Origin of the sequence: Burkholderia sp. LA-2-3-30-S1-D2, from assembly GCF_001523915.2 — a bacterium.
Lineage (GTDB): Bacteria > Pseudomonadota > Gammaproteobacteria > Burkholderiales > Burkholderiaceae > Burkholderia > Burkholderia diffusa.
The window spans coordinates 2,738,575-2,757,269 of sequence record NZ_CP013384.1; the positions used below are offsets into that span (position 1 = coordinate 2,738,575).

At 68.6% G+C, this 18,695-nt stretch carries 15 protein-coding genes; 8 read left to right on the forward strand and 7 right to left on the reverse strand.

Translation table 11 applies throughout. The features are described from left to right. Positions 1-44 precede the first annotated feature (44 nt). From xdhC to xdhA, 3 genes are read right to left on the reverse strand one after another with little or no spacing between them, the layout of a single operon-like run. The gene (xdhC, locus tag WS66_RS25700) at positions 45-719 is read right to left on the reverse strand and encodes a xanthine dehydrogenase accessory protein XdhC (RefSeq protein ID WP_059604561.1); all 675 of its coding nucleotides are present in this window, start codon (positions 717-719) and stop codon (positions 45-47) included. Between the two features lies 1 nt (position 720). Then, entirely contained in the window at positions 721-3,084 is a 2,364-nt protein-coding gene (gene xdhB, locus WS66_RS25705) for a xanthine dehydrogenase molybdopterin binding subunit (RefSeq protein WP_059604513.1), read from the reverse strand. A gap of 18 nt (positions 3,085-3,102) precedes the next feature. Continuing rightward, positions 3,103-4,674: a xanthine dehydrogenase small subunit gene (xdhA, locus tag WS66_RS25710; RefSeq protein WP_059604509.1), complete on the reverse strand. Its 1,572-nt coding sequence runs from the start codon at positions 4,672-4,674 to the stop codon at positions 3,103-3,105. Between the two features lie 348 nt (positions 4,675-5,022). Here xdhA and WS66_RS25715 point away from each other — a divergent pair, with 348 nt between their 5' ends. After that, entirely contained in the window at positions 5,023-6,237 is a 1,215-nt protein-coding gene (locus WS66_RS25715; RefSeq protein ID WP_059604506.1) for an MFS transporter, read from the forward strand. Positions 6,238-6,348: 111 nt separating this feature from the next. Here WS66_RS25715 and WS66_RS25720 read toward each other — a convergent pair whose 3' ends face one another. Then, positions 6,349-7,239 carry a DMT family transporter gene (locus tag WS66_RS25720; RefSeq protein ID WP_108064726.1) on the reverse strand — a complete coding sequence of 297 codons (891 nt, stop codon included), beginning with the start codon at positions 7,237-7,239 and terminating at the stop codon, positions 6,349-6,351. A gap of 133 nt (positions 7,240-7,372) precedes the next feature. On the opposite strand from WS66_RS25720, the gene WS66_RS25725 reads away from it, so the two are divergent. Further along, on the forward strand, positions 7,373-8,308 hold the full coding sequence (locus WS66_RS25725) for an AraC family transcriptional regulator (RefSeq protein WP_059604501.1): 936 nt from the start codon (positions 7,373-7,375) through the stop codon (positions 8,306-8,308). A 63-nt stretch (positions 8,309-8,371) separates the two neighbouring features. Here WS66_RS25725 and WS66_RS25730 read toward each other — a convergent pair whose 3' ends face one another. Then, positions 8,372-9,583, reverse strand: coding sequence for a pyridoxal-phosphate-dependent aminotransferase family protein (locus tag WS66_RS25730; RefSeq protein ID WP_059604498.1), 1,212 nt, complete (start codon positions 9,581-9,583; stop codon positions 8,372-8,374). Positions 9,584-9,896: 313 nt separating this feature from the next. Between WS66_RS25730 and WS66_RS33800 the strand changes: the two genes are divergently transcribed. The 6 genes from WS66_RS33800 (at position 9,897) to WS66_RS25755 (ending at position 15,911) form a co-directional block, all read left to right on the forward strand. After that, positions 9,897-10,172 (forward strand): hypothetical protein, encoded by a 276-nt coding sequence (locus WS66_RS33800; RefSeq protein ID WP_159086584.1) that lies wholly within the window; start codon positions 9,897-9,899, stop codon positions 10,170-10,172. Positions 10,173-10,324: 152 nt separating this feature from the next. Next, complete coding sequence (locus tag WS66_RS25735; protein ID WP_059604495.1) at positions 10,325-11,311, forward strand: LysR family transcriptional regulator; 987 nt, start codon at positions 10,325-10,327, stop codon at positions 11,309-11,311. A 30-nt stretch (positions 11,312-11,341) separates the two neighbouring features. After that, on the forward strand, positions 11,342-12,340 hold the full coding sequence (locus tag WS66_RS25740) for a 2-hydroxyacid dehydrogenase (protein WP_059604492.1): 999 nt from the start codon (positions 11,342-11,344) through the stop codon (positions 12,338-12,340). A 119-nt stretch (positions 12,341-12,459) separates the two neighbouring features. After that, positions 12,460-13,227 carry a 5,6-dimethylbenzimidazole synthase gene (gene bluB, locus WS66_RS25745; protein WP_059604489.1) on the forward strand — a complete coding sequence of 256 codons (768 nt, stop codon included), beginning with the start codon at positions 12,460-12,462 and terminating at the stop codon, positions 13,225-13,227. A gap of 260 nt (positions 13,228-13,487) precedes the next feature. After that, a complete protein-coding gene (locus WS66_RS25750) occupies positions 13,488-14,657 on the forward strand; it encodes an MFS transporter (protein WP_059604486.1) in 1,170 nt (389 codons plus the stop codon). Between the two features lie 93 nt (positions 14,658-14,750). Continuing rightward, positions 14,751-15,911 carry an MFS transporter gene (locus WS66_RS25755; RefSeq protein ID WP_059604483.1) on the forward strand — a complete coding sequence of 387 codons (1,161 nt, stop codon included), beginning with the start codon at positions 14,751-14,753 and terminating at the stop codon, positions 15,909-15,911. Between the two features lie 145 nt (positions 15,912-16,056). On the opposite strand, the gene fahA is transcribed toward WS66_RS25755, so the two are convergent. Beyond that, positions 16,057-17,361: a fumarylacetoacetase gene (fahA, locus tag WS66_RS25760; RefSeq protein ID WP_059604481.1), complete on the reverse strand. Its 1,305-nt coding sequence runs from the start codon at positions 17,359-17,361 to the stop codon at positions 16,057-16,059. Further along, complete coding sequence (hmgA, locus tag WS66_RS25765; protein ID WP_059604477.1) at positions 17,358-18,692, reverse strand: homogentisate 1,2-dioxygenase; 1,335 nt, start codon at positions 18,690-18,692, stop codon at positions 17,358-17,360. The genes fahA and hmgA overlap by 4 nt, the downstream gene beginning before the upstream one ends. Between the last annotated feature and the right edge of the window lie 3 nt (positions 18,693-18,695).

Sequence of the window (18,695 nt, forward strand, 5' to 3'; positions counted from 1 at the left end):
GGCAAAAACCGGCGGACGTGCGTCGGGCGTGCCGGCCCGCGTCGTTACCGCGCGCAGCTCACGTCGTCGCGCACGCGCCCCGCCGCGACAGCCTTCGCATCGGCCACCGGCATGCCCGAGCGGGCCTGCAGCAGTTCCGCGCAGACGGCCACCGCGATCGCGCCGGGCGCCTTGTCGACGATGCCCGCGATGCCGATCGGGCACACCATCTCCGCGAGCCGCGCCGGATCGACGCCACGCGCCGCGAGCCGGCGCTCGAACTTCACGCGCTTGGTGCGCGAACCGATCATCCCGAAGTACGCGAAGTCGCGCCGCCGCATGATCTGCGCGGCGAGCGAGAAATCGAGCGCATGATTGTGCGTCATCACGAGAAAGTACGCGCCGGGCGGCGCCGCGTCGACGACGGCCTCCGGCGTGTCGGTCGACTCCGGCTGCACGTTCGGTGGACATTCGTCCGGGAACAGCTCGTCGCGCGTGTCGACCCACTGCACGACGCACGGCAGTGCGCCGAGCAGCGTGACCAGCGCATGACCGACGTGCCCCGCGCCGAACAGCACGATGTGCATCGGCGGCTGCGCAGCGGTCGCGCGGTTGCGCCGGCCGGTGCCCGGTGCGAACGTGTCGATCGACGGCGCGTTGTCGCACGCGCCGTTGCAACCGGCGGCGGGTGCATGCGACGCGGCATGCAGCGAGCGCAGTGAGCCTGGAGGCCGGTTCATATCAGCCTGCCCGCGCGGCGCCCGCCGCGCGCACCGCATTCACCGCACGCAGGATCGACTCGCCGGTGGCCGGCGCGTCGAGCGGCGGATTCACCCGGTAGTCGCCGACCGCGGCAATCGCGTCGCGCACCGCGAAGAACACCGAGAACGGTAGCAGCAGCGGCGGCTCGCCGACGGCCTTCGACCGGTGGATGCTGTCCTCGACGTTACGGTTCTGGAACAGCCGCACGTTGAACTCGGGCGGCGTGTCGTTGACGGTCGGAATCTTGTACGTGGACGGCGCGTGCGTCATCAGCTTGCCGCCCGCGTTCCACCACAGCTCCTCGGTCGTGAGCCAGCCCATCCCCTGGATGAATGCGCCTTCGACCTGGCCGATGTCGAGTGCCGGGTTCAGCGAAGCGCCCACGTCGTGCAACGCGTCGACGCGCAGCGTGCGCATCTCGCCCGTCAGCGTGTCGATCACGACTTCCGACACGGCCGCGCCGTACGAGTAGTAGTAGAACGGCCGGCCCTGCAGCTTCGACTGGTCCCAGTGCAGCTTCGGCGTCGCGTAGAAACCGTCGGACCACAACTGCACACGTGCAAGGTAGGCCTTCGCGATCACTTCGCCGAACGGCACGCCGTGGCCGCCGACCCACACGACATCGTTGCCGAACTTCACGTCGGCCGCATCGATCTTGCCGTCGCCGAACTGCTTCGCCGCGAATGCCGCGAGGCGCTCGCGCAACTGGCGCGCCGCATCCTGCGCGGCCTTGCCGTTCAGGTCGGAGCCCGTCGACGCGGCCGTCGCGGACGTGTTCGCGACCTTGCTCGTGTCGGTCGCCGTCACGCGGATCCGGCCGAAGCGGATGCCGAGCTCGTGCGCGACCACTTGCGCGACTTTCGTGTTGAGCCCCTGCCCCATCTCCGTGCCGCCGTGGTTCACGAGCACCGAGCCGTCGGTGTAGATGTGCACCAGCGCGCCGGCCTGGTTGAAGTGCGTGACGTTGAACGCGATGCCGAACTTCACCGGCGTGAGCGCGATGCCCTTCTTCAGCACCGCGTTGCGTGCGTTGAATTCGCGCACGCCCGCGCGCCGTGCGCGGTAGTCGCTCGTCGTTTCGAGTTCGCCGAGCAGTTCATGCAGCACGTTGTCCTCGACCGTCTGCCCGTAAGGCGTCACGTTGCGTTCGGTCTTGCCGTACAGGTTCGCGTAGCGCACGTCGAGCGGATCGCGGCCGAGCGTGCGCGCGACGTCGTCGAGGATGTACTCGATCGCGAACGCGCCCTGCGGACCGCCGAACCCGCGGAACGCGGTGTTCGACTGCGTGTTGGTCTTGCCGCAGTAGCCGGCGATGTCGACGTCGCCGAGCCAGTACGCGTTGTCGAAGTGGCACACCGCGCGCGTCATCACCGGGCCCGACAGGTCCGCCGAGAAGCCGCAGCGCGACGTCATGTCGAGGGCGACGCCGTCGAGGCGGCCGTCGTCGTCGTAGCCGACGTCGAAGCGGTAATGGAAATCGTGCCGCTTGCCGGTGATCATCATGTCGTCGTCGCGGTCCGGACGCAGCTTCACCGGGCACAGCAGCTTCCAGGCGGCGAGCGCCGCGCAGCACGCGAACAGGCCCGACTGCGATTCCTTGCCGCCGAACCCGCCGCCCATCCGGCGGCATTCGACCAGCACGTTGTGCGACGCGACGCCGAGCACGTGCGCGACGAGATGCTGCATCTCGCTCGGGTGCTGCGTCGAGCAGTACACGTGCATCCCGTCGTCGTCCTTCGGCACCGCGTAGGCGATCTGGCCTTCCAGGTAGAACTGCTCCTGGCCGCCGAGCAGCATCTCGCCCGACTCGCGATGCGGCGCGGCGGCGAGCCGCGCGGCCGCGTCGCCGCGCGCGAGCTTCAGCGGCGGGATCACGTAGGTTTCGGCCTTGCGCGCATCCTGCGCGGTCAGGATCGCGGGCAGCTCCTCGTAGTCGACCTGCGCGCGGCGCGCGGCGAGCCGCGCGATTTCGTGCGACGTCGCGACGACGATGAACATCGGCTGGCCGACGAACTGCACGATGCCCTTGGCGAGCACCGGGTCGTCGTGGATGATCGGGCCGCAATCGTTGACGCCCGGGATGTCGTCGGCCGTGAACACGGCGACCACGCCGGGCGTCGCGCGCACCGCGTCGAAGTTCATCGACACGATCTTCGCGTGCGGCTTCGCGGACAACCCGAGCGCCGCGTGCAGCGTGCCCGCGACGAGCGGGATGTCGTCGGTGTAGGTCGCGCGCCCGCTCACGTGCAGGTGGGCCGATTCGTGCGCGCGCGAGACGTGCACCTGCGCGGCGTCGGCCTGCGGGTCGAGGGTGTTCAGGAACGGTTCTGCTTGCTGGTTCATCTTCGGTGTTCTCCGTCTTCAGACGCGCGCCGCGACATCGGCAACGTCGGCGCCGGCTTCGGCGGCCACTTCACGCACATTCAGGGCTTGCGGCGGCAGCGGGTCGTGCGGACGCGTCTCCAGCCAGAATCGATACATCAGGTTCTTCGCGGTATCGAGGCGATACGCGCTCGTCGCACGCATGTCGGTGAGCGGCTGGTAGTCGCGCTCGAGCGCCTGCATCGCGGCCTGCGCGGTGGCTTCGTGCCATTGCGCGCCGTCGAGCAGGCTTTCCGTGTGGGTCGCGCGCTTCGGCGTCGCGGCCATCCCGCCGAACGCGATGCGCGGCTCGCGGATCAGCTCGCCGTCCGCGATGAACGCGAACGCCGCGCACACCGCCGAAATGTCGGAGTCGAAGCGCTTCGACAGCTTGTACGTCCGGAACTGCAGCTTCGCACGCGCGCCGGTGCGGGTCGGCACCTTCAGGCCGACGACGAATTCGTGCGGCGCCATGTCCTTTTGCTGATAGCCGGTGTAGAGCGCCTCGAGCGGCAGCTCGCGCACCGTGTCGCCGCCGCGCAGCACGACCCGCGCGCCGAGCGCGATCAGGCCCGGCATCGAGTCGCCGATCGGCGAACCGTTCGCGACGTTGCCGCCGATCGTCCCCGCGTTGCGGATCGGCAGCGACGCGAAGCGCTTCCACATTTCCGTCAGTTCCGGATACGTGTCGGCGAGCGCCGCATACCCGTTCTCGACCGTCACGCCCGCGCCGATCTCGATCCAGTCGTCGCCGCGCACGACGTTCTGCAGTTCGGCGATCTGGCCGACGTAGATCAGGTCGTCCAGACGGCGCATCTGCTTGGTGACCCACAGGCCGATGTCGGTGCTGCCGGCGAGGATCCGCGCAGCGGGACGCTCGGCTTTCAGCGCGGCCAGCGCGTCGAGCGTGCGCGGCGCCGCGAAGCGCGCGCCGTCGGCCGTCGTGTAGTCGAACGTGTCGTCGCGCTTGAGTGATGCGAGCGTACGGGCGAGCGTGGCCGTGTCGACCGGCGCGGTAGACGCCGGCGCACCTTCGCCGGTTGCGTCGAACATCTGCACGGCCGCGTCGACGATCGGGCGGTAGCCGGTGCAGCGGCACAGGTTGCCGGTCAGCGCATCGGCGATCTCGGTGCGCGTCGGCACGTCCTTCGCCTTTGCACACGCACTGCCGCAGCCTTCGTGGCCATGCTTCTCATACAGCGCCCACATCGACATCACGAAACCGGGTGTGCAGAACCCGCATTGCGACCCGTGGCAATCGACCATCGCCTGCTGCACCGGGTGCAGCGAACCGTCCGGCTGGCGCAGGTCTTCCACCGTGAGCAGCGCCTTGCCGTCGAGCGTCGGCAGGAACTGGATGCAGGCGTTGACGGCCTTGAACGCGACGGTGCCCGCGTCGGTCAGCTCGCCGACGACGACCGTGCACGCGCCGCAGTCGCCTTCCGCGCAGCCTTCCTTGGTGCCGGTGCAGTGCGCGTCCTCGCGCAGGTATTGCAGCACGGTGCGGGTGACGTCCGCGCCGCTGACTTCGCGGACCGCGTGACGATGGTAGAAGCGGATCGGCTCACTCATGTCTCTATCGTTCTTCAAGTGGGGGCAAGGCGGCCTGCGCGGGGCGCTCGACCGACGTTTCTCTGACAGTTTGCACGCTATCACCATCAAATTCCTCAACCCATAGCCCATCACGCATGGGGCCCATATAACTGCCGCGATATGGGCACCGAGGCCGCACGGCGGGCGTCGGGCACCTTGCCCCATCTGGGTTCCAGGCCTGCCGGCGCCCTTCCGTCAGCGATTCTTCGGTAACGGAAACGGGTCGCGATTAACTAAATGGTACCTGCATGAAAACCGGTTCCATGGGAAAATCCCGATTCCCTTTTTCGCCGTCTTCCGCCCGTTTCGCCCATTCGTTCCGACCCCATGTCAACCGATTCCGCCACACCGCCGCGCAGCGGGTTCGCGGTCACGCTGCAAATCGTGTCCGTCGTCTGCTTCACGTTCATCTGCTACCTGACCATCGGCCTGCCGCTCGCGGTGCTGCCGGGCTTCGTCCACGACGACCTCGGCTTTTCCGCCATCGTCGCGGGCGGCGCAATCAGCGTCCAGTATTTCGCGACCCTCGCGTCGCGCCCGCTCGCCGGGCGCTTCGCCGACACACTCGGGCCGAAGCAGACAGTGCTGCGCGGGCTGATCGGCTGCGGCGTGTCGGGCGTGCTGCTGCTCGTCGCGCTGCTGCTGGCCCACTGGCCGATCGCGAGCCTCGTGCTGCTGGTCGCGAGCCGGCTCGTGCTCGGCGTCGGCGAGAGCCTGTGCGGCACCGGCGCGATCCTCTGGGGCATCGGGCGGGTCGGCGTCGCGCACAACGCGAAAGTGATTTCGTGGAACGGCATCGCGACCTACGGCGCGCTCGCGCTCGGCGCGCCCGTCGGCGTCGCGATCGCGCACACGTTGAATCCGGCGCTGATCGGCGTGATCGTGATCGCGCTCGCCGCGACCGGCTTCTACCTTGCACGCCTGATCGATTCCGTGCCGCTCGTGCACGGCGAACGGATGTCGTATGCGAGCGTGTTCACGCGCGTGCTGCCGCACGGCCTCGGTCTCGCGCTCGGCTCCGCCGGCTTCGGCTCGATCGCGACCTTCGTCACGCTGTACTACGCGGCGCGCCACTGGCCGAACGCCGCGCTGTCGCTGACCGTGTTCGGCACGCTGTTCATCGGCGCGCGCCTGCTGTTCGCGAACACGATCAAGACTTACGGCGGCTTCCGCGTCGCGATCGTGTCGTTCGCGTTCGAATGCTCGGGCCTCGTGCTGCTGTGGCTCGCGCCCGTGCCACACGTCGCGCTCGTCGGCGCGGCGCTGACGGGCTTCGGCTTCGCGCTGATCTTCCCGGCGCTCGGCGTCGAGGCCGTCGGGCTCGTGCCGCCGGCAAGCCGCGGCGCGGCGCTGTCCGCGTATTCGGTGTTCCTCGACCTCTCGCTCGGCATCACGGGCCCGCTCGCCGGCTATGTGGCTGGTGAGTTCGGCTATCCGCAGGTGTTCCTGTTCGCGGCGGTGGCCGCGGCGGCAGGCGTCGCGCTGTCGATGGTGCTGTATCAGCGGCAGGCGCGGGTCGCGGGGAGCGGCGCGGCGGCTTGAGCGAGCCGCTCGCCGGACGCGCAGGCAGCCGCTGCCCTGGCGCCCAAAGGAAAACGCCCGCATCGCGCGGGCGTTTTTTGTTTCCGGCGGCCGTCGCGACGGCCGCCCCGGTCAGGCCGTGCGCAGGAACAACCGTCGCGTCAGGTCGAACGCGACAAGGTTGCCGGCCACCACGAGCAACAACCCGACCACCGCGAGCGGCGACCACTGGTAGCCCTCGAAGACCGTCGACACGGCAAGCGCGACGATCGGGAACAGCACCGTGCAGTATGCGGCGCGCTCGGGCCCGATCCGGCCGACGAGGGTCAGGTAAGCAGTGAACCCGATCACCGAGCCCGGCACGGCCAGATAGAGGAGCGCGCCGAGATAGCGCGGGCTCGGGTCGATCATGAACGGCAGCCCGGCCATCGCGCTGCCGACCGTCAGGATCGCCGCGCCGATCAGCATCGCCCAGCCGTTGGTCACGAGCGGGTGCAGGCCCATCGACTGCATCCGGCTCGACAGCAGGTTGCCTGCCGAGAAGCACATCGTGCCCGCGAACGCGATCGCGAGGCCCGTCCAGGTCGCGTGATCGTCGAGATGGCCGGCCATCTGCTGCCAGAACAGGCATGCGATGCCGGTCAGCCCGAGCAGCGCGCCGGCGATCGCGGACGGCCGCAGCGGGCGGCCCATGAACAGCCGGCCGTTGATCGAGTTCAGCAGCGGAGCGGTCGAGAAGATCACGGCGACGAGGCCGCTTGGCACGACCTGCTCCGAATAGTAGAAGCACAGGAAATTCAGGCAGAACAGCGCGAAGCCCTGCGCAACGAGGTAGCGCCACGCCTCGCGCGGCGGACGCACCGGCCGGCGCATCACGCGCAGCAGCGCGAACAGCACGGCGGCCGCGAGCCAGAAGCGCCACGCGATCGACACGGGCGGCGGCACGGCGCCGAGCTGCCATTTGATCGCGATCCAGGTGGTGCCCCAGATCAGCACGGTAACGAAATAGAGCGACAGGTTCATGGCGGCAACGAAGCGGAACGAGTGAAGCGGACTCCGACTGTGCCGCCACCCTGCCCGCGCGGATTGTCCGGAATTGCGGTCTTTTTCGGGCAGCCGCACGGCGCGCTTCGCGCGCGCTTATACTCGCCCCATCATGAGTTCGCCCCTGTACGCCCCGCCCATCGACCACGCGGCTGCCCTTGCCGGCGGTGCGATGCCGTTCGGCCTGCAGTCGGTATGCCGCACGCTCGCCGAGGCGAACGCGACGCTCGAGCGCTTCACGTGGCTCGGCGACCATCTCGCGATCGCCGAATGGACGCGCATCACCGACGAAAGCGAAACGATCTACGAACAGCCCGGCCACCACACGCTGTCGTGCTATCTGGACGGCGGCTACCGGACGGAGCGCGAACGCGTGCCGCGCTACGGCGCGCCGAGCCTGCTGTGCGCGCTGCCGGGCGATCATGAGTCGCGCTGGTGGGTGCGCGGCGAGATGCACTTCATCCACCTTTACTTCCTGCCCGAGCACTTCACGCAGCGCGCGATCCGCGAGCTCGATCGCGAGCCACGCGAGCTGAAGCTTGCCGACCGCACCTATTTCGAGGATGCACGCGTCGCGGCACAGTTCCGTTCGCTTGCGCTCGAACGCTGGGACGATGCCGACGGACGGCTGCGCGTCAACGAAGCCGCGCACGACGTGCTGAGCCTGCTGCTGCGCGGCCAGAGCACGACGCGCACCGATGTGCCGTTCCGCGGCGGACTCGCGCCGGCCGTGCGCCGCCGCGTGCGCGACTACATCGACAGCTACCTGTCGCAGCCGCTGACGCTCGGCGAGCTGGCGAACGTCGCCGCGCTGTCCGAATACCATTTCTCGCGGATGTTCAGGCTGTCGTTCGGCCGCGCGCCGCACGCGTGGGTGGCCGAGCAGCGGCTCGCGCGGGCGCGCCTGCTGCTGCGCACGACGGCGCTACCGCTCGCGCAGGTCGCGGCCGAATGCGGCTACGCGAACGCCGGCCACTTCAGCCACCGCTTTCGCGACGCGCACGGCACGACGCCGAACGCGTACCGGCGCGCGATGCAGGGCGGCTGAACGCCGCACCCCGGCCGTCGACGAGGCGGTTTCGTGCAGCGCACCCGCCTCGCGTCTCCCCGCTCACGTACCGCGCCGCGACAGTTCCTGCTCGAGCGCAGCCACGCCGGCCGGCAGGTCGACCGGCACCTTCAGGTCGACCATCGTGCGGCCGAACGCGTGCAGCGTGCGGAACAGGTTGTGTTCGCGGCACTGTTCGCCCATCTGCCCGATCCGCACGATCGGCAGCCCGAACGAGCCCGAAATCTCGACCTGGTACTGCTTCGAGATATGGCCGCACACCATCCCGGGCGTGAGCCCTTCGGGCGTCTCGATTCCGACCACCGAGTTGAGCCGGCAGTCCTTCGGCGCATAGAGCGCGAGCCCCATCGCCTCGACGCCCGCCTGCAGCGCGAGCGAGCAGCGCAGGTGGCGCGCGAAGCGACTTTCGAGCGTCTCCGCGCAGACGAGCCGCAGCGCCTCGTGCAGCGCGAGCACGCCCGACACCGGCGCCGTGTAGTGATAGCCCGCGTTGTGCCAGAAGTTCTCCGCGAGCGCCATGTCGAGGCACCAGTGCGCGTTCGGTTCCGGACGATGCTTCATGCGCTCCCACGCGGCGTCGGAGAATGCGATCAGCGACACACCGGGGATCGACGACAGCCCCTTCTGGCCCCCCGTGATCACCGCGTCGATGCCCCACGCGTCCATCTCGAGCGGCATCGTCGACAGCGTGCACACCGCGTCGACCACGACCAGCGCACCGGCCGCCTTCGCGAGCGCCGCGATGTCGCGCAGATCGCGATTCCACACGGTGTTCGACGTCTCGCCCTGCACGATCGTGACGATCTCGGGCCGCTCCCGCGCGATCGCGTCCGCGATTTCGTCGAGGCTCGCGACCGAGCGGTCGGCCACCTCGAGCGTGGCGACGTCGGCGCCGACGCGCGTGGCCATCTCGGCCATCCGCGCGCTGAAGAACCCGTTGCGGATCGACAGCACGCGCGTACCGCGCCACGCGAGGTTCGAAATCGCCATCTCCATCGCGGCCGAGCCGGGGCCGGCAACGCCGAGCACCCACTTCGTGCGGGTCTGGAACACGTAGCGCGCCATCTCCTTCACCTGCTCGATGATCTTCGCCATCGTCGCGCCGAGGTGGTTGATCACGATCGTGTTCGCCTTCGCGACGGCGGCCGGGATCGGGACCGGGCCGGCCCCCATCATCAGCAGCGGTTCTTCGGGCAGGATCGCGTCGAGCGGCACGACGACGGGACAGGGAATCGGCGAGTAATCGATGGACATGGCAGGCAAGGGAGGTAGGAAGAAAACGCTCGGACGTCGTTCGCCGCACGGCACGGCCAACTGATCGATCATTCCGCGTTCCGCGCTCGCGCGCAAGAGGCACGCGCGGCCGGACAGCGTGACGCTGGCCCGGTCGACGGACCGGGCCAGCGTCGCACGACCGGGTTGCGCAATCCCGCAGCATTGCCGTGCGCATGCGAAACGGTTCCATCCGCGGTTCGACGTCCGCGATTTTCTCGCGCAGTATTGCGACGCGCTCCGGATGCCCGCGTTCTGCACGATACATGCATCAACCGGAATACCGGCCATCACGATGAAAATCGTGCAGGGTGGAATCGGCCCACGAAAACCAGACCCGGGCAAAAAACATCCATTATCGCGGCATCAATTGGTGAGCGATTTCACCCAATACCGCACCCCGCCACACACGATCACGCACAATACATTGATTTACATGACAAATATTCAACCGCCGGCAGTTTCACTCAATACACTTCCGGCTATCCACCGCACACACACACGACGCTTCCCCGCTAAATCGATACCCGCTATTTCGATTTTACGCAACCCGCCCTTTTTCTCAGGTTGACGGATATCGGTTCTGTAATGAACAATCGTCTGCAGAATCGAAATCCGATTTTTCGATATGCGCCAGAACCTGGTGTCACGCGACGTTTTTCCAGGTCGCACAACGAAAAATCACAACCAAAATCAATCAACCGGGCCAGAAATTCGCGAGCCATGAACCAGATTCAGACCATGCGTGTGTTCGTCTGCGTCGCCGAACAGCAGAGCTTCCGGCGCGCGGCGCACCATCTAGGCGTATCCAATGCGCTCGTCACGCGCTCGATCGCGATGCTCGAGTCTCACCTGAACACGCGGTTGATCCACCGCACCACGCGCAACCTGTCGCTGACCGAGGCCGGCCTGCGCTACCTCGACGGCTGCCGTGCGCTGCTCGAGGAATTCGATCATCTCGAGGCGTCCGTCGCGCACGCCGTGCGCGAGCCGGCCGGCACGCTGCGCGTGGTCGCGTCCGGCCTGCTGTCGCCGCTTGCGCTCACCCCGCTCGTCAGCAGTTTCCGGCACCGCTACCCCGAACTGCGCGTGCAGCTCACCGTCGCCGAAGGGCCGCTCGACGTGCTCGAATCCGGCTACGACGTCGGCATCGCGACGGGCAACCTGCTCGACGGCAACCCGACCCTGATCGGCCACGCACTCGCACCGAACCCGTTCGTCGCCTGCGCGGCGCCCGCGTATCTCGAACGGCGCGGCGAGCCGCGCGCACCCGACGACCTGCCGGGCCACGACTGGGTCGCGCTCGCGCCGCACCAGCATGCGCCCGCGTGGCGGCTGGTCGGCCACGACGGCGTCACGCATTCGATCACGGTGCGCCCGACCTGCACGGTCAACCAGCTGGCGCTCGTGCAGGCGGCGGCCGTCGCCGGGTCCGGTATCGCGGTGCTGCCCGAGGCGAGCATCGTCGACGCGCTCGCCACCGGCACGCTCGTGCGGCTACTGCCCGCCTACCGGATCGACGACATGGACACGCAGCTGTCCCTCGTCTACCCGAACCGCCAGTACGTGCCGGCCCGCACGCGAAGCTTCGTCGAGCACGCGCTCGAGCATTTCGGCGCACAGGCGGCCCGCGAGCGGACCGGCTACGGCTTCCTGCGCACGCCCGATCGCACCGACATCGCCACCGGCCGGCAGACGGGCCTGCAGTAAACTGCACGCGATAGCCATCGGAGGTGCAGCGTGCGTGTGATCCTGTTCAGCAGCCGGCAGTACGACGACGAATCGTTTACCGCCGCCAACCGGCAATTCGGCTATCGGCTGCACTTCCAGCCGTCGCACCTCGACGCGGAGACCGCGATCCTCGCGCACGGCTTCGAGGTCGTCTGTCCGTTCGTCAACGACACCGTCGACGCGGCCGTGCTCCAACGGCTCGCTGACGGCGGCACGCGCCTGATCGCGCTGCGCTCGGCGGGTTTCAACCACGTCGACCTGGCGGCAGCCGAGCGGCTCGGCATCGCCGTCGTGCGCGTGCCGGCGTATTCGCCGCATGCGGTTGCCGAACACGCGGTCGCATTGATCCTTGCACTCAACCGGCGGCTGCCGCGCGCGGTCGCACGCACGCGCGAAGGCGACTTCTCGCTGAACGGCCTGCTCGGCTTCGACCTGCACGGCAAGACCGTCGGCGTGGTTGGCACCGGCCTGATCGGCAGTGTGTTCGCGAAGATCATGATGGGCTTCGGGATGCACGTGCTCGCGCACTCGATGCCGCCGTACGACGAGGAATTGATCGCGTTCGGCGCGCGCTACGTCGAACTCGACGAGTTGCTGCACCATTCGGACATCGTCAGCCTGCACTGCCCCCTGCTGCCGTCGACGCACCATCTGATCAACGCGCAGACGCTCGCGCGGATGAAGCACGGCGCGATGCTGATCAATACCGGCCGCGGCGGCCTCGTCGACGCGCAGGCGCTGGTCGACGCGCTCAAGAGCGGCCAGCTCGGCCATCTCGGGCTCGACGTGTACGAGGAGGAGAGCGGTCTGTTCTTCGAGGATCACTCCGACCTGCCGCTGCAGGACGACGTCCTCGCGCGCCTGCTGACGTTCCCGAACGTGATCGTCACGTCGCACCAGGCGTTCTTCACGCGCGAGGCGCTCGCCGAGATCGCGCACACGACGCTGCTGAACATCGAGGCGTGGCACGCCGGCACGCCGACCAACGTCGTCACGACGGGGCGCTGATCCTCGGCGCTCGGCGCTCGTGATCCGTCAACGATTCATCATTTTGTTTTGACTGATGTAACGCCGCCCGTCCGGCGTCTGCTATCGTTGCGCCGACTTCCCCCTTGCTTCTGCCGCTCATGCGTTTCGACGACTCCGCCATTGCCGCGGTCTACCGCGCGATCTTCGAACGGCGCGACATGCGCCACTTCACGCCGGCGCCCGTCGATCCGGCCACGCTCGCGCGGCTGCTGCGCGCCGCGCACCACGCGCCGAGCGTCGGCTTCATGCAGCCATGGCGCTTCATCCGCATCACCGATCCCGCGCTGCGCACCGCGATCCACGCGCTGGTCGAGGCCGAGCGCCGCGCGACCGCCGACGCACTCGGCGAGCGGCAGGACGAATTCATGCGGCTGAAGGTCGAAGGGGTGCGCGAATGCGGCGAGCTGCTGGTCGTCGCGCTGACCGACGATCGCGAGCGCCACGTGTTCGGCCGCCGCACGCTGCCGGAGATGGACCTCGCGTCCGCCGCCTGCGCGATTCAGAACATGTGGCTCGCCGCGCGCGCGGAAGGGCTCGGGATGGGCTGGGTGTCGCTGTTCGACGTCGACGCGCTGCGCACGCTGCTCGGCATGCCGGCCGGCGCGAAGCCGATCGCCGTGCTGTGCGTCGGGCATGTCGATGCGTTCTACGCGAAGCCGATGCTCGAGGAGGAGCGCTGGGCCGCGCGGATGCCGATCGAGGCATGCCTGTTCGAAAACGGCTGGGACGCACCGGTGATGCAGGCCGCCGACTGCACGGCAAACGCCGGCGCGACAGCCGGATCGTCGCCATCGCCGTCGCCCGCAGTTGCCGAACCGGACGACCGCTCAGACTCGGCACCCGCCGGCGCCCTGCCCGAACGCTGACCGGACCCACGGCGCGCGTAAGGCGCCGCTCCACCGGCGTCGCTCCGCCCCGAATTTCGCCGCGCGCCGCCGCTGGACCCGCCCAATCCCACACTGTGAGGCACCCCGGCCGTTACCGCGTCGCACGCCGGCAACATCCGTTTTGGCCCCGAGCATAGGGGTTTTCACTGAAGTAGAATCGCGGCTGATGCCTCTCCGCCCCGCCCGCCCCGCGCATCCCGCGCCGACCTCGGGCCGCGGCCTTTCCGTAGCTCACCGCGATGCCGTTACCTCTCTTCGCCCTTGCCGTTGCCGCATTTGGAATCGGTACCACCGAGTTCGTGATCATGGGGCTGCTGCCCAACGTCGCCCGCGACCTCGGCGTGTCGATCCCGGCCGCCGGCATGCTCGTGTCGGGCTACGCGCTCGGCGTGACGATCGGCGCGCCGATCCTCGCGATCGTCACCGCGAAGATGCCGCGCAAGCGCGCGTTGATGGGCCTGATCGGGCTGTTCATCGCGGGCAACCTGTTCTGCGCGATCGCGCCCGGCTACGCGGTGCTGATGGCCGCGCGCGTCGTCACCGCGTTCTGCCATGGCGCGTTCTTCGGGATCGGTTCGGTGGTCGCGAGCAACCTGGTCGCGCCGAACCGGCGCGCGCAGGCGATCGCGCTGATGTTCACCGGCCTCACGCTCGCGAACGTGCTCGGCGTGCCGCTCGGCACCGCGCTCGGCCAGGCGTTCGGCTGGCGCGCGACGTTCTGGGCCGTCACCGGGATCGGCATCGCCGCGGCCGCCGCGCTCGCGGTCTGCCTGCCGAAGAACCTCGCGATGCCCGACACCAGCATCACGCGGGAATTCAGCGTGCTGAAGCACCCGCAGGTGCTGATGGTGCTCGGCATCAGCGTGCTTGCTTCCGCGAGCCTGTTCAGCGTGTTCACGTACATCACGCCGATCCTCGAGGACGTGACGGGCTTCTCGCCGCGTCAGGTGACTTACGTGCTGCTGCTGTTCGGCCTCGGCCTGACGGTCGGCGGCACGCTCGGCGGCAAGCTCGCCGACTGGCGCCGGATGCCGTCGCTGATCGCGACGCTCGCGCTGATCGGCATCGTCCTCGCGCTGTTCGCGGGCACGATGCATTTGCCGTTCGCGGCGCTCGCGACGATCTTCGTGTGGGGCATCCTCGCGTTCGCGATCGTGCCGCCGCTGCAGATCCTGATCGTCGATCGTGCGAGCGACGCGCCGAACCTCGCGTCGACGCTGAACCAGGGCGCGTTCAACCTCGGCAACGCGACGGGCGCCTGGCTCGGCGGCATGGCGATCGGCTCCGGCGTGTCGCTCGTGAACCTGCCGTGGGTCGGCGTCGCGATGGCGGTCGCGGCACTGGCGCTCACGCTGTGGTCGGCGTCGCTCGAACGCCGCCCGGTGGCCGTGCCGACCGAGTACGTGTAACGCAACCCTGCTGCAATCGTTGCGCGCACAACTCCACGCGAACCTGATGTCCTTCATGGACCTTTCAGGGTCCGCGGTGTAGCATCGCGCCCGATGAAAGCCATTCTCAATCGTGATTTCCTTGCGCTGATCCTGAGCGTCGCGGTCGTCGGCCTCGGCACCGGCGCCACACTGCCGCTCACTGCGCTCGCGCTGACCGAGGCCGGACACGGCACCAACGTCGTCGGCATGCTGACCGCCGCGCAGGCCCTGGGAGGCCTCGCGATCGTCCCGTTCGTCACCGCGCTCGCGCGACGCATCGGCTCGCGCCGCGCGATCGTCGTGTCGGTCGTACTGCTTGCTGCAGCCACCGCGCTGATGCAGTTCACGTCGAACCTGATCGTATGGGGCGTGCTGCGCGTGCTGTGCGGCGCGGCGCTGATGCTGCTGTTCACGATCGGCGAGGCGTGGGTCAACCAGCTCGCCGACGATTCGACGCGCGGCCGCGTGGTCGCGATCTACGCGACGAATTTCACGCTGTTCCAGATGGCGGGCCCCGTGCTCGTCAGCCAGATCGCCGGCGCGACGAGCATCCGCTTCGCGCTGTGCGGCGCACTGTTCCTGCTCGCACTGCCGACGCTCGCGACGATCCGCCGCGCGCCGCTCGCCGGCGACGACGCGCATCACGCAGCGCACGACAGCTGGCTCGCCGTGCTGCCGCGCATGCCCGCGCTGATCATCGGCACCGGCTTCTTCGCGCTGTTCGATACGCTCGCGCTGTCGCTGCTGCCGCTCTATGCGATGGATCACGGCGTCGCGAGCGCGACCGCCGTGCTGCTCGCATCGATCATGCTGTTCGGCGATACGGCGATGCAGTTCCCGATCGGCTGGCTCGCGGACAAGCTCGGCCGCGAACGCGTGCACCTCGGCGCCGGCTGGATCGTGCTCGCCGGCCTGCCGCTGCTGCCGCTCGTGATCGCGAACCCGTGGCTGTGCTGGCCGTTGCTGTTCGTGCTCGGCGCGGCGGCCGGCAGCATCTACACGCTGTCGCTGGTCGCATGCGGCGAACGCTTCCGCGGCGCGGCGCTCGTCACCGCGAGTTCGCTCGTGTCGGCATCGTGGAGCGCCGCGAGCTTCGGCGGCCCGCTGGTTGCCGGCGCGTTGATGGAGCAACTGGGCAGCAACGCGCTGATCGGCGTGCTGGTCGTCTGCGTCGCCGCGTTCGTCGCGGCCGCGCTGTGGGAACGACGCGCCGCGTTGCAGCGCGCGGTCTGACATTGGCGCGCCCGCCGCAGCGCGCCGCCCGGACGACGACGGCGCGAACACGCGCCGCCGGGCCACGGATACGCCGGTCACACGCCGAAAACGACGACGGCCCGCGCAATGCGGGCTGTCGTGCTCATGATCGCTACGTTGCGCGTTACGCCTTCAACGCCGGCAGGATCTTGCCGACACACGTGCCGAAGCCGACGCGATAGCCGTCGCCCTGGCACCATCCGGCGAGCGTGAGCTCGTCGCCGTCCTCGATGAACGCGCGGCTGCCGCCGCCGTTCAGCGCGAGCGGCTCCTTGCCGTTCCACGTCAGTTCGAGCAGGCTGCCGAACGAATCTTTCGTCGGCCCGCTGATCGTGCCCGATCCCATCAGGTCGCCGACGCGCGTGTTGCAGCCCGCGACCGTGTGATGCGCGAGCTGCTGCGCCATCGTCCAGTACATGTGCTTGAAGTTGGTGCGGCAGATCGACGTCGCTTCGGCGGCACCCTCCGCGCGCAGCGTCACTTCGAGCGCGATGTCGAACGCATGCTTGCCCGCGTGCCGCAGATACGCGAGCGGCTGCGGCGACTGTTCGGGCTGCTCGACGCGAAACGGTTCGAGCGCGTCGAGCGTGACGATCCACGGCGAGATCGTCGTCGCGAAGGTCTTCGCGTTGAACGGGCCGAGCGGCACGTATTCCCACTGCTGGATATCGCGCGCGCTCCAGTCGTTCAGCAGCACCATCCCGAAGATATGCGCTTCCGCGTCCTCACACGCGATCGGCTCGCCGAGCGCGTTGCCGCGGCCGACGATGAAGCCCGTTTCCAGTTCGATGTCGAGCTTGCGGCATGCGCCGAACACCGGACGCTCCTGGTCGGGCAGCTTCAATTGGCCGTTCGGGCGCCGCACCGGCGTGCCGCTCACGACCACCGACGACGCTCGGCCGTTGTAGCCGATCGGCATCTCCGACCAGTTCGGCAGCAGCGCATTCTTCGGATCACGGAACATCGAACCGACGTTGGTCGCATGCTCCTTCGACGAATAGAAATCGGTGTAGCCGGGAATGTCGACCGGCAGGTGAAGCGTCGCGTCGCGCTGCGCGACGAGCACCTGCGCGCGCAGCGCCGCATCGTCACGCAGCCGCGCGTTCTCGCGCGAGAACAGATCCGACAGTTGCACGCGCACGCTACGCCATGCGTCGCGGCCGAGCGCGATGAATGCGTTGAGCGTCGGTGCGGCGAACGCCTCGGCGCCGGCTGGCAGCGTCACGAGGCCCGCACGCGCGAGCGCGGCGAGGTCGACGATCTGGTCGCCGAGCGCGACGCCCGCGCGGCGCGCCGGTTGCTTCGCATCGCTGAAGATCCCGAACGGCAGGTTCTGGATCGGGAAATCGCAGGCGGGATCGTTCGCCGTCTCGACCCAGCTCTTGCGGGCCGGGTCGAGCGTCGCGCGCCAGTCTTGGGTATCGCTCATCGTTGCTCCGGATTGAAGTGTTTCTTGATGCCTTGCCAGCATTCGAAGTAGTCGGCCTGCAGCTGCGCGGTGTCGAGCGCGTAGCGCGTCGGCCGGATCAGCGTGCGGGTTTCGAACATGAACGCCATCGTCGCGTCGACCTTGTGCGGCTTCGTCGTGTCGCTCGCCGATGCCTTCTCGAACGTGTCCGCATCCGGCCCGTGGCCCGACATGCAGTTGTGCAGGCTCGCGCCACCCGGCACGAAACCTTCGGCCTTCGCGTCGTACGCGCCGTGCACGAGCCCCATGAACTCGCTCGCGACGTTGCGGTGGAACCAGGGCGGGCGGAACGTATCCTCGGCCGCGAGCCAGCGCGGCGGGAAGATCACGAAGTCGATCGAGTCGACGCCGGGCGTGTCGCTCGGCGACTGCAGCACGAGGAAGATCGACGGATCGGGATGGTCGAAGCTGATCGAGCCGATCGTGTTGAACAGGCGCAGGTCGTATTTGTACGGCGCGTAGTTGCCGTGCCACGCAACGACGTCGAACGGCGAATGTCCGATATCCGCGCGCCACAGGCGCCCGTTCAGCTTCGCGACCAGTTCGAATGCGCCCTCGCGATCCTCGTACGCGGCCTGCGGCGTGAGGAAATCGCGCGGGTTCGCGAGCCCGTTCGAGCCGATGGGGCCGAGGTCCGGCAGGCGCAGCAGCGCGCCGAAGTTCTCGCAGATGTAACCGCGCGCATCGCCGTCCGGCAGCGCGACGGAAAACCGCACGCCGCGCGGGATCACCGCGATCTCGAACGGCTCGACGTCGAGCTGGCCGAACTCGGTCGCGATGAAGAGCCGCCCCTGCTGCGGCACGATCAGCAGTTCGCCGTCGGCGCTGTAGAAGAAGCGGTCCTGCATCGAGCGGTTCGCGGCGTACAGGTGGATCGCGCAGCCGTTCATCGCGGCCGCCGAGCCGTTGCCGGCCATCGTCACGAGCCCTTCGACGAAATCGGTCGGTTCGGCCGGCATCGGCAGCGGATCCCAGCGCAGCTGGTTCGGCGGCGTCGGCGGCACGTCGGCCGAGTCGCCGAATTCCGACACGAGCCGCTGCGTGCCCGTGAACGGCTCGAACGGCCGGTGCACGGCCGCGGGCCGGATCCGGTACAGCCACGAGCGGCGGTTGTGGCTGCGTGGCGCGGTAAACGCGGTGCCCGACAGTTGCTCCGCATACAGCCCGTACGGCGCGCGCTGCGGCGAGTTGCGGCCATGCGGCAGCGCGCCGGGCAGTGCCTCGGTCGCGAATTCGTTCGCGAAACCGCTCAGGTAGCCGGCGTTCGCCGGTTTCGACAGGTCAAGCGTCATCGT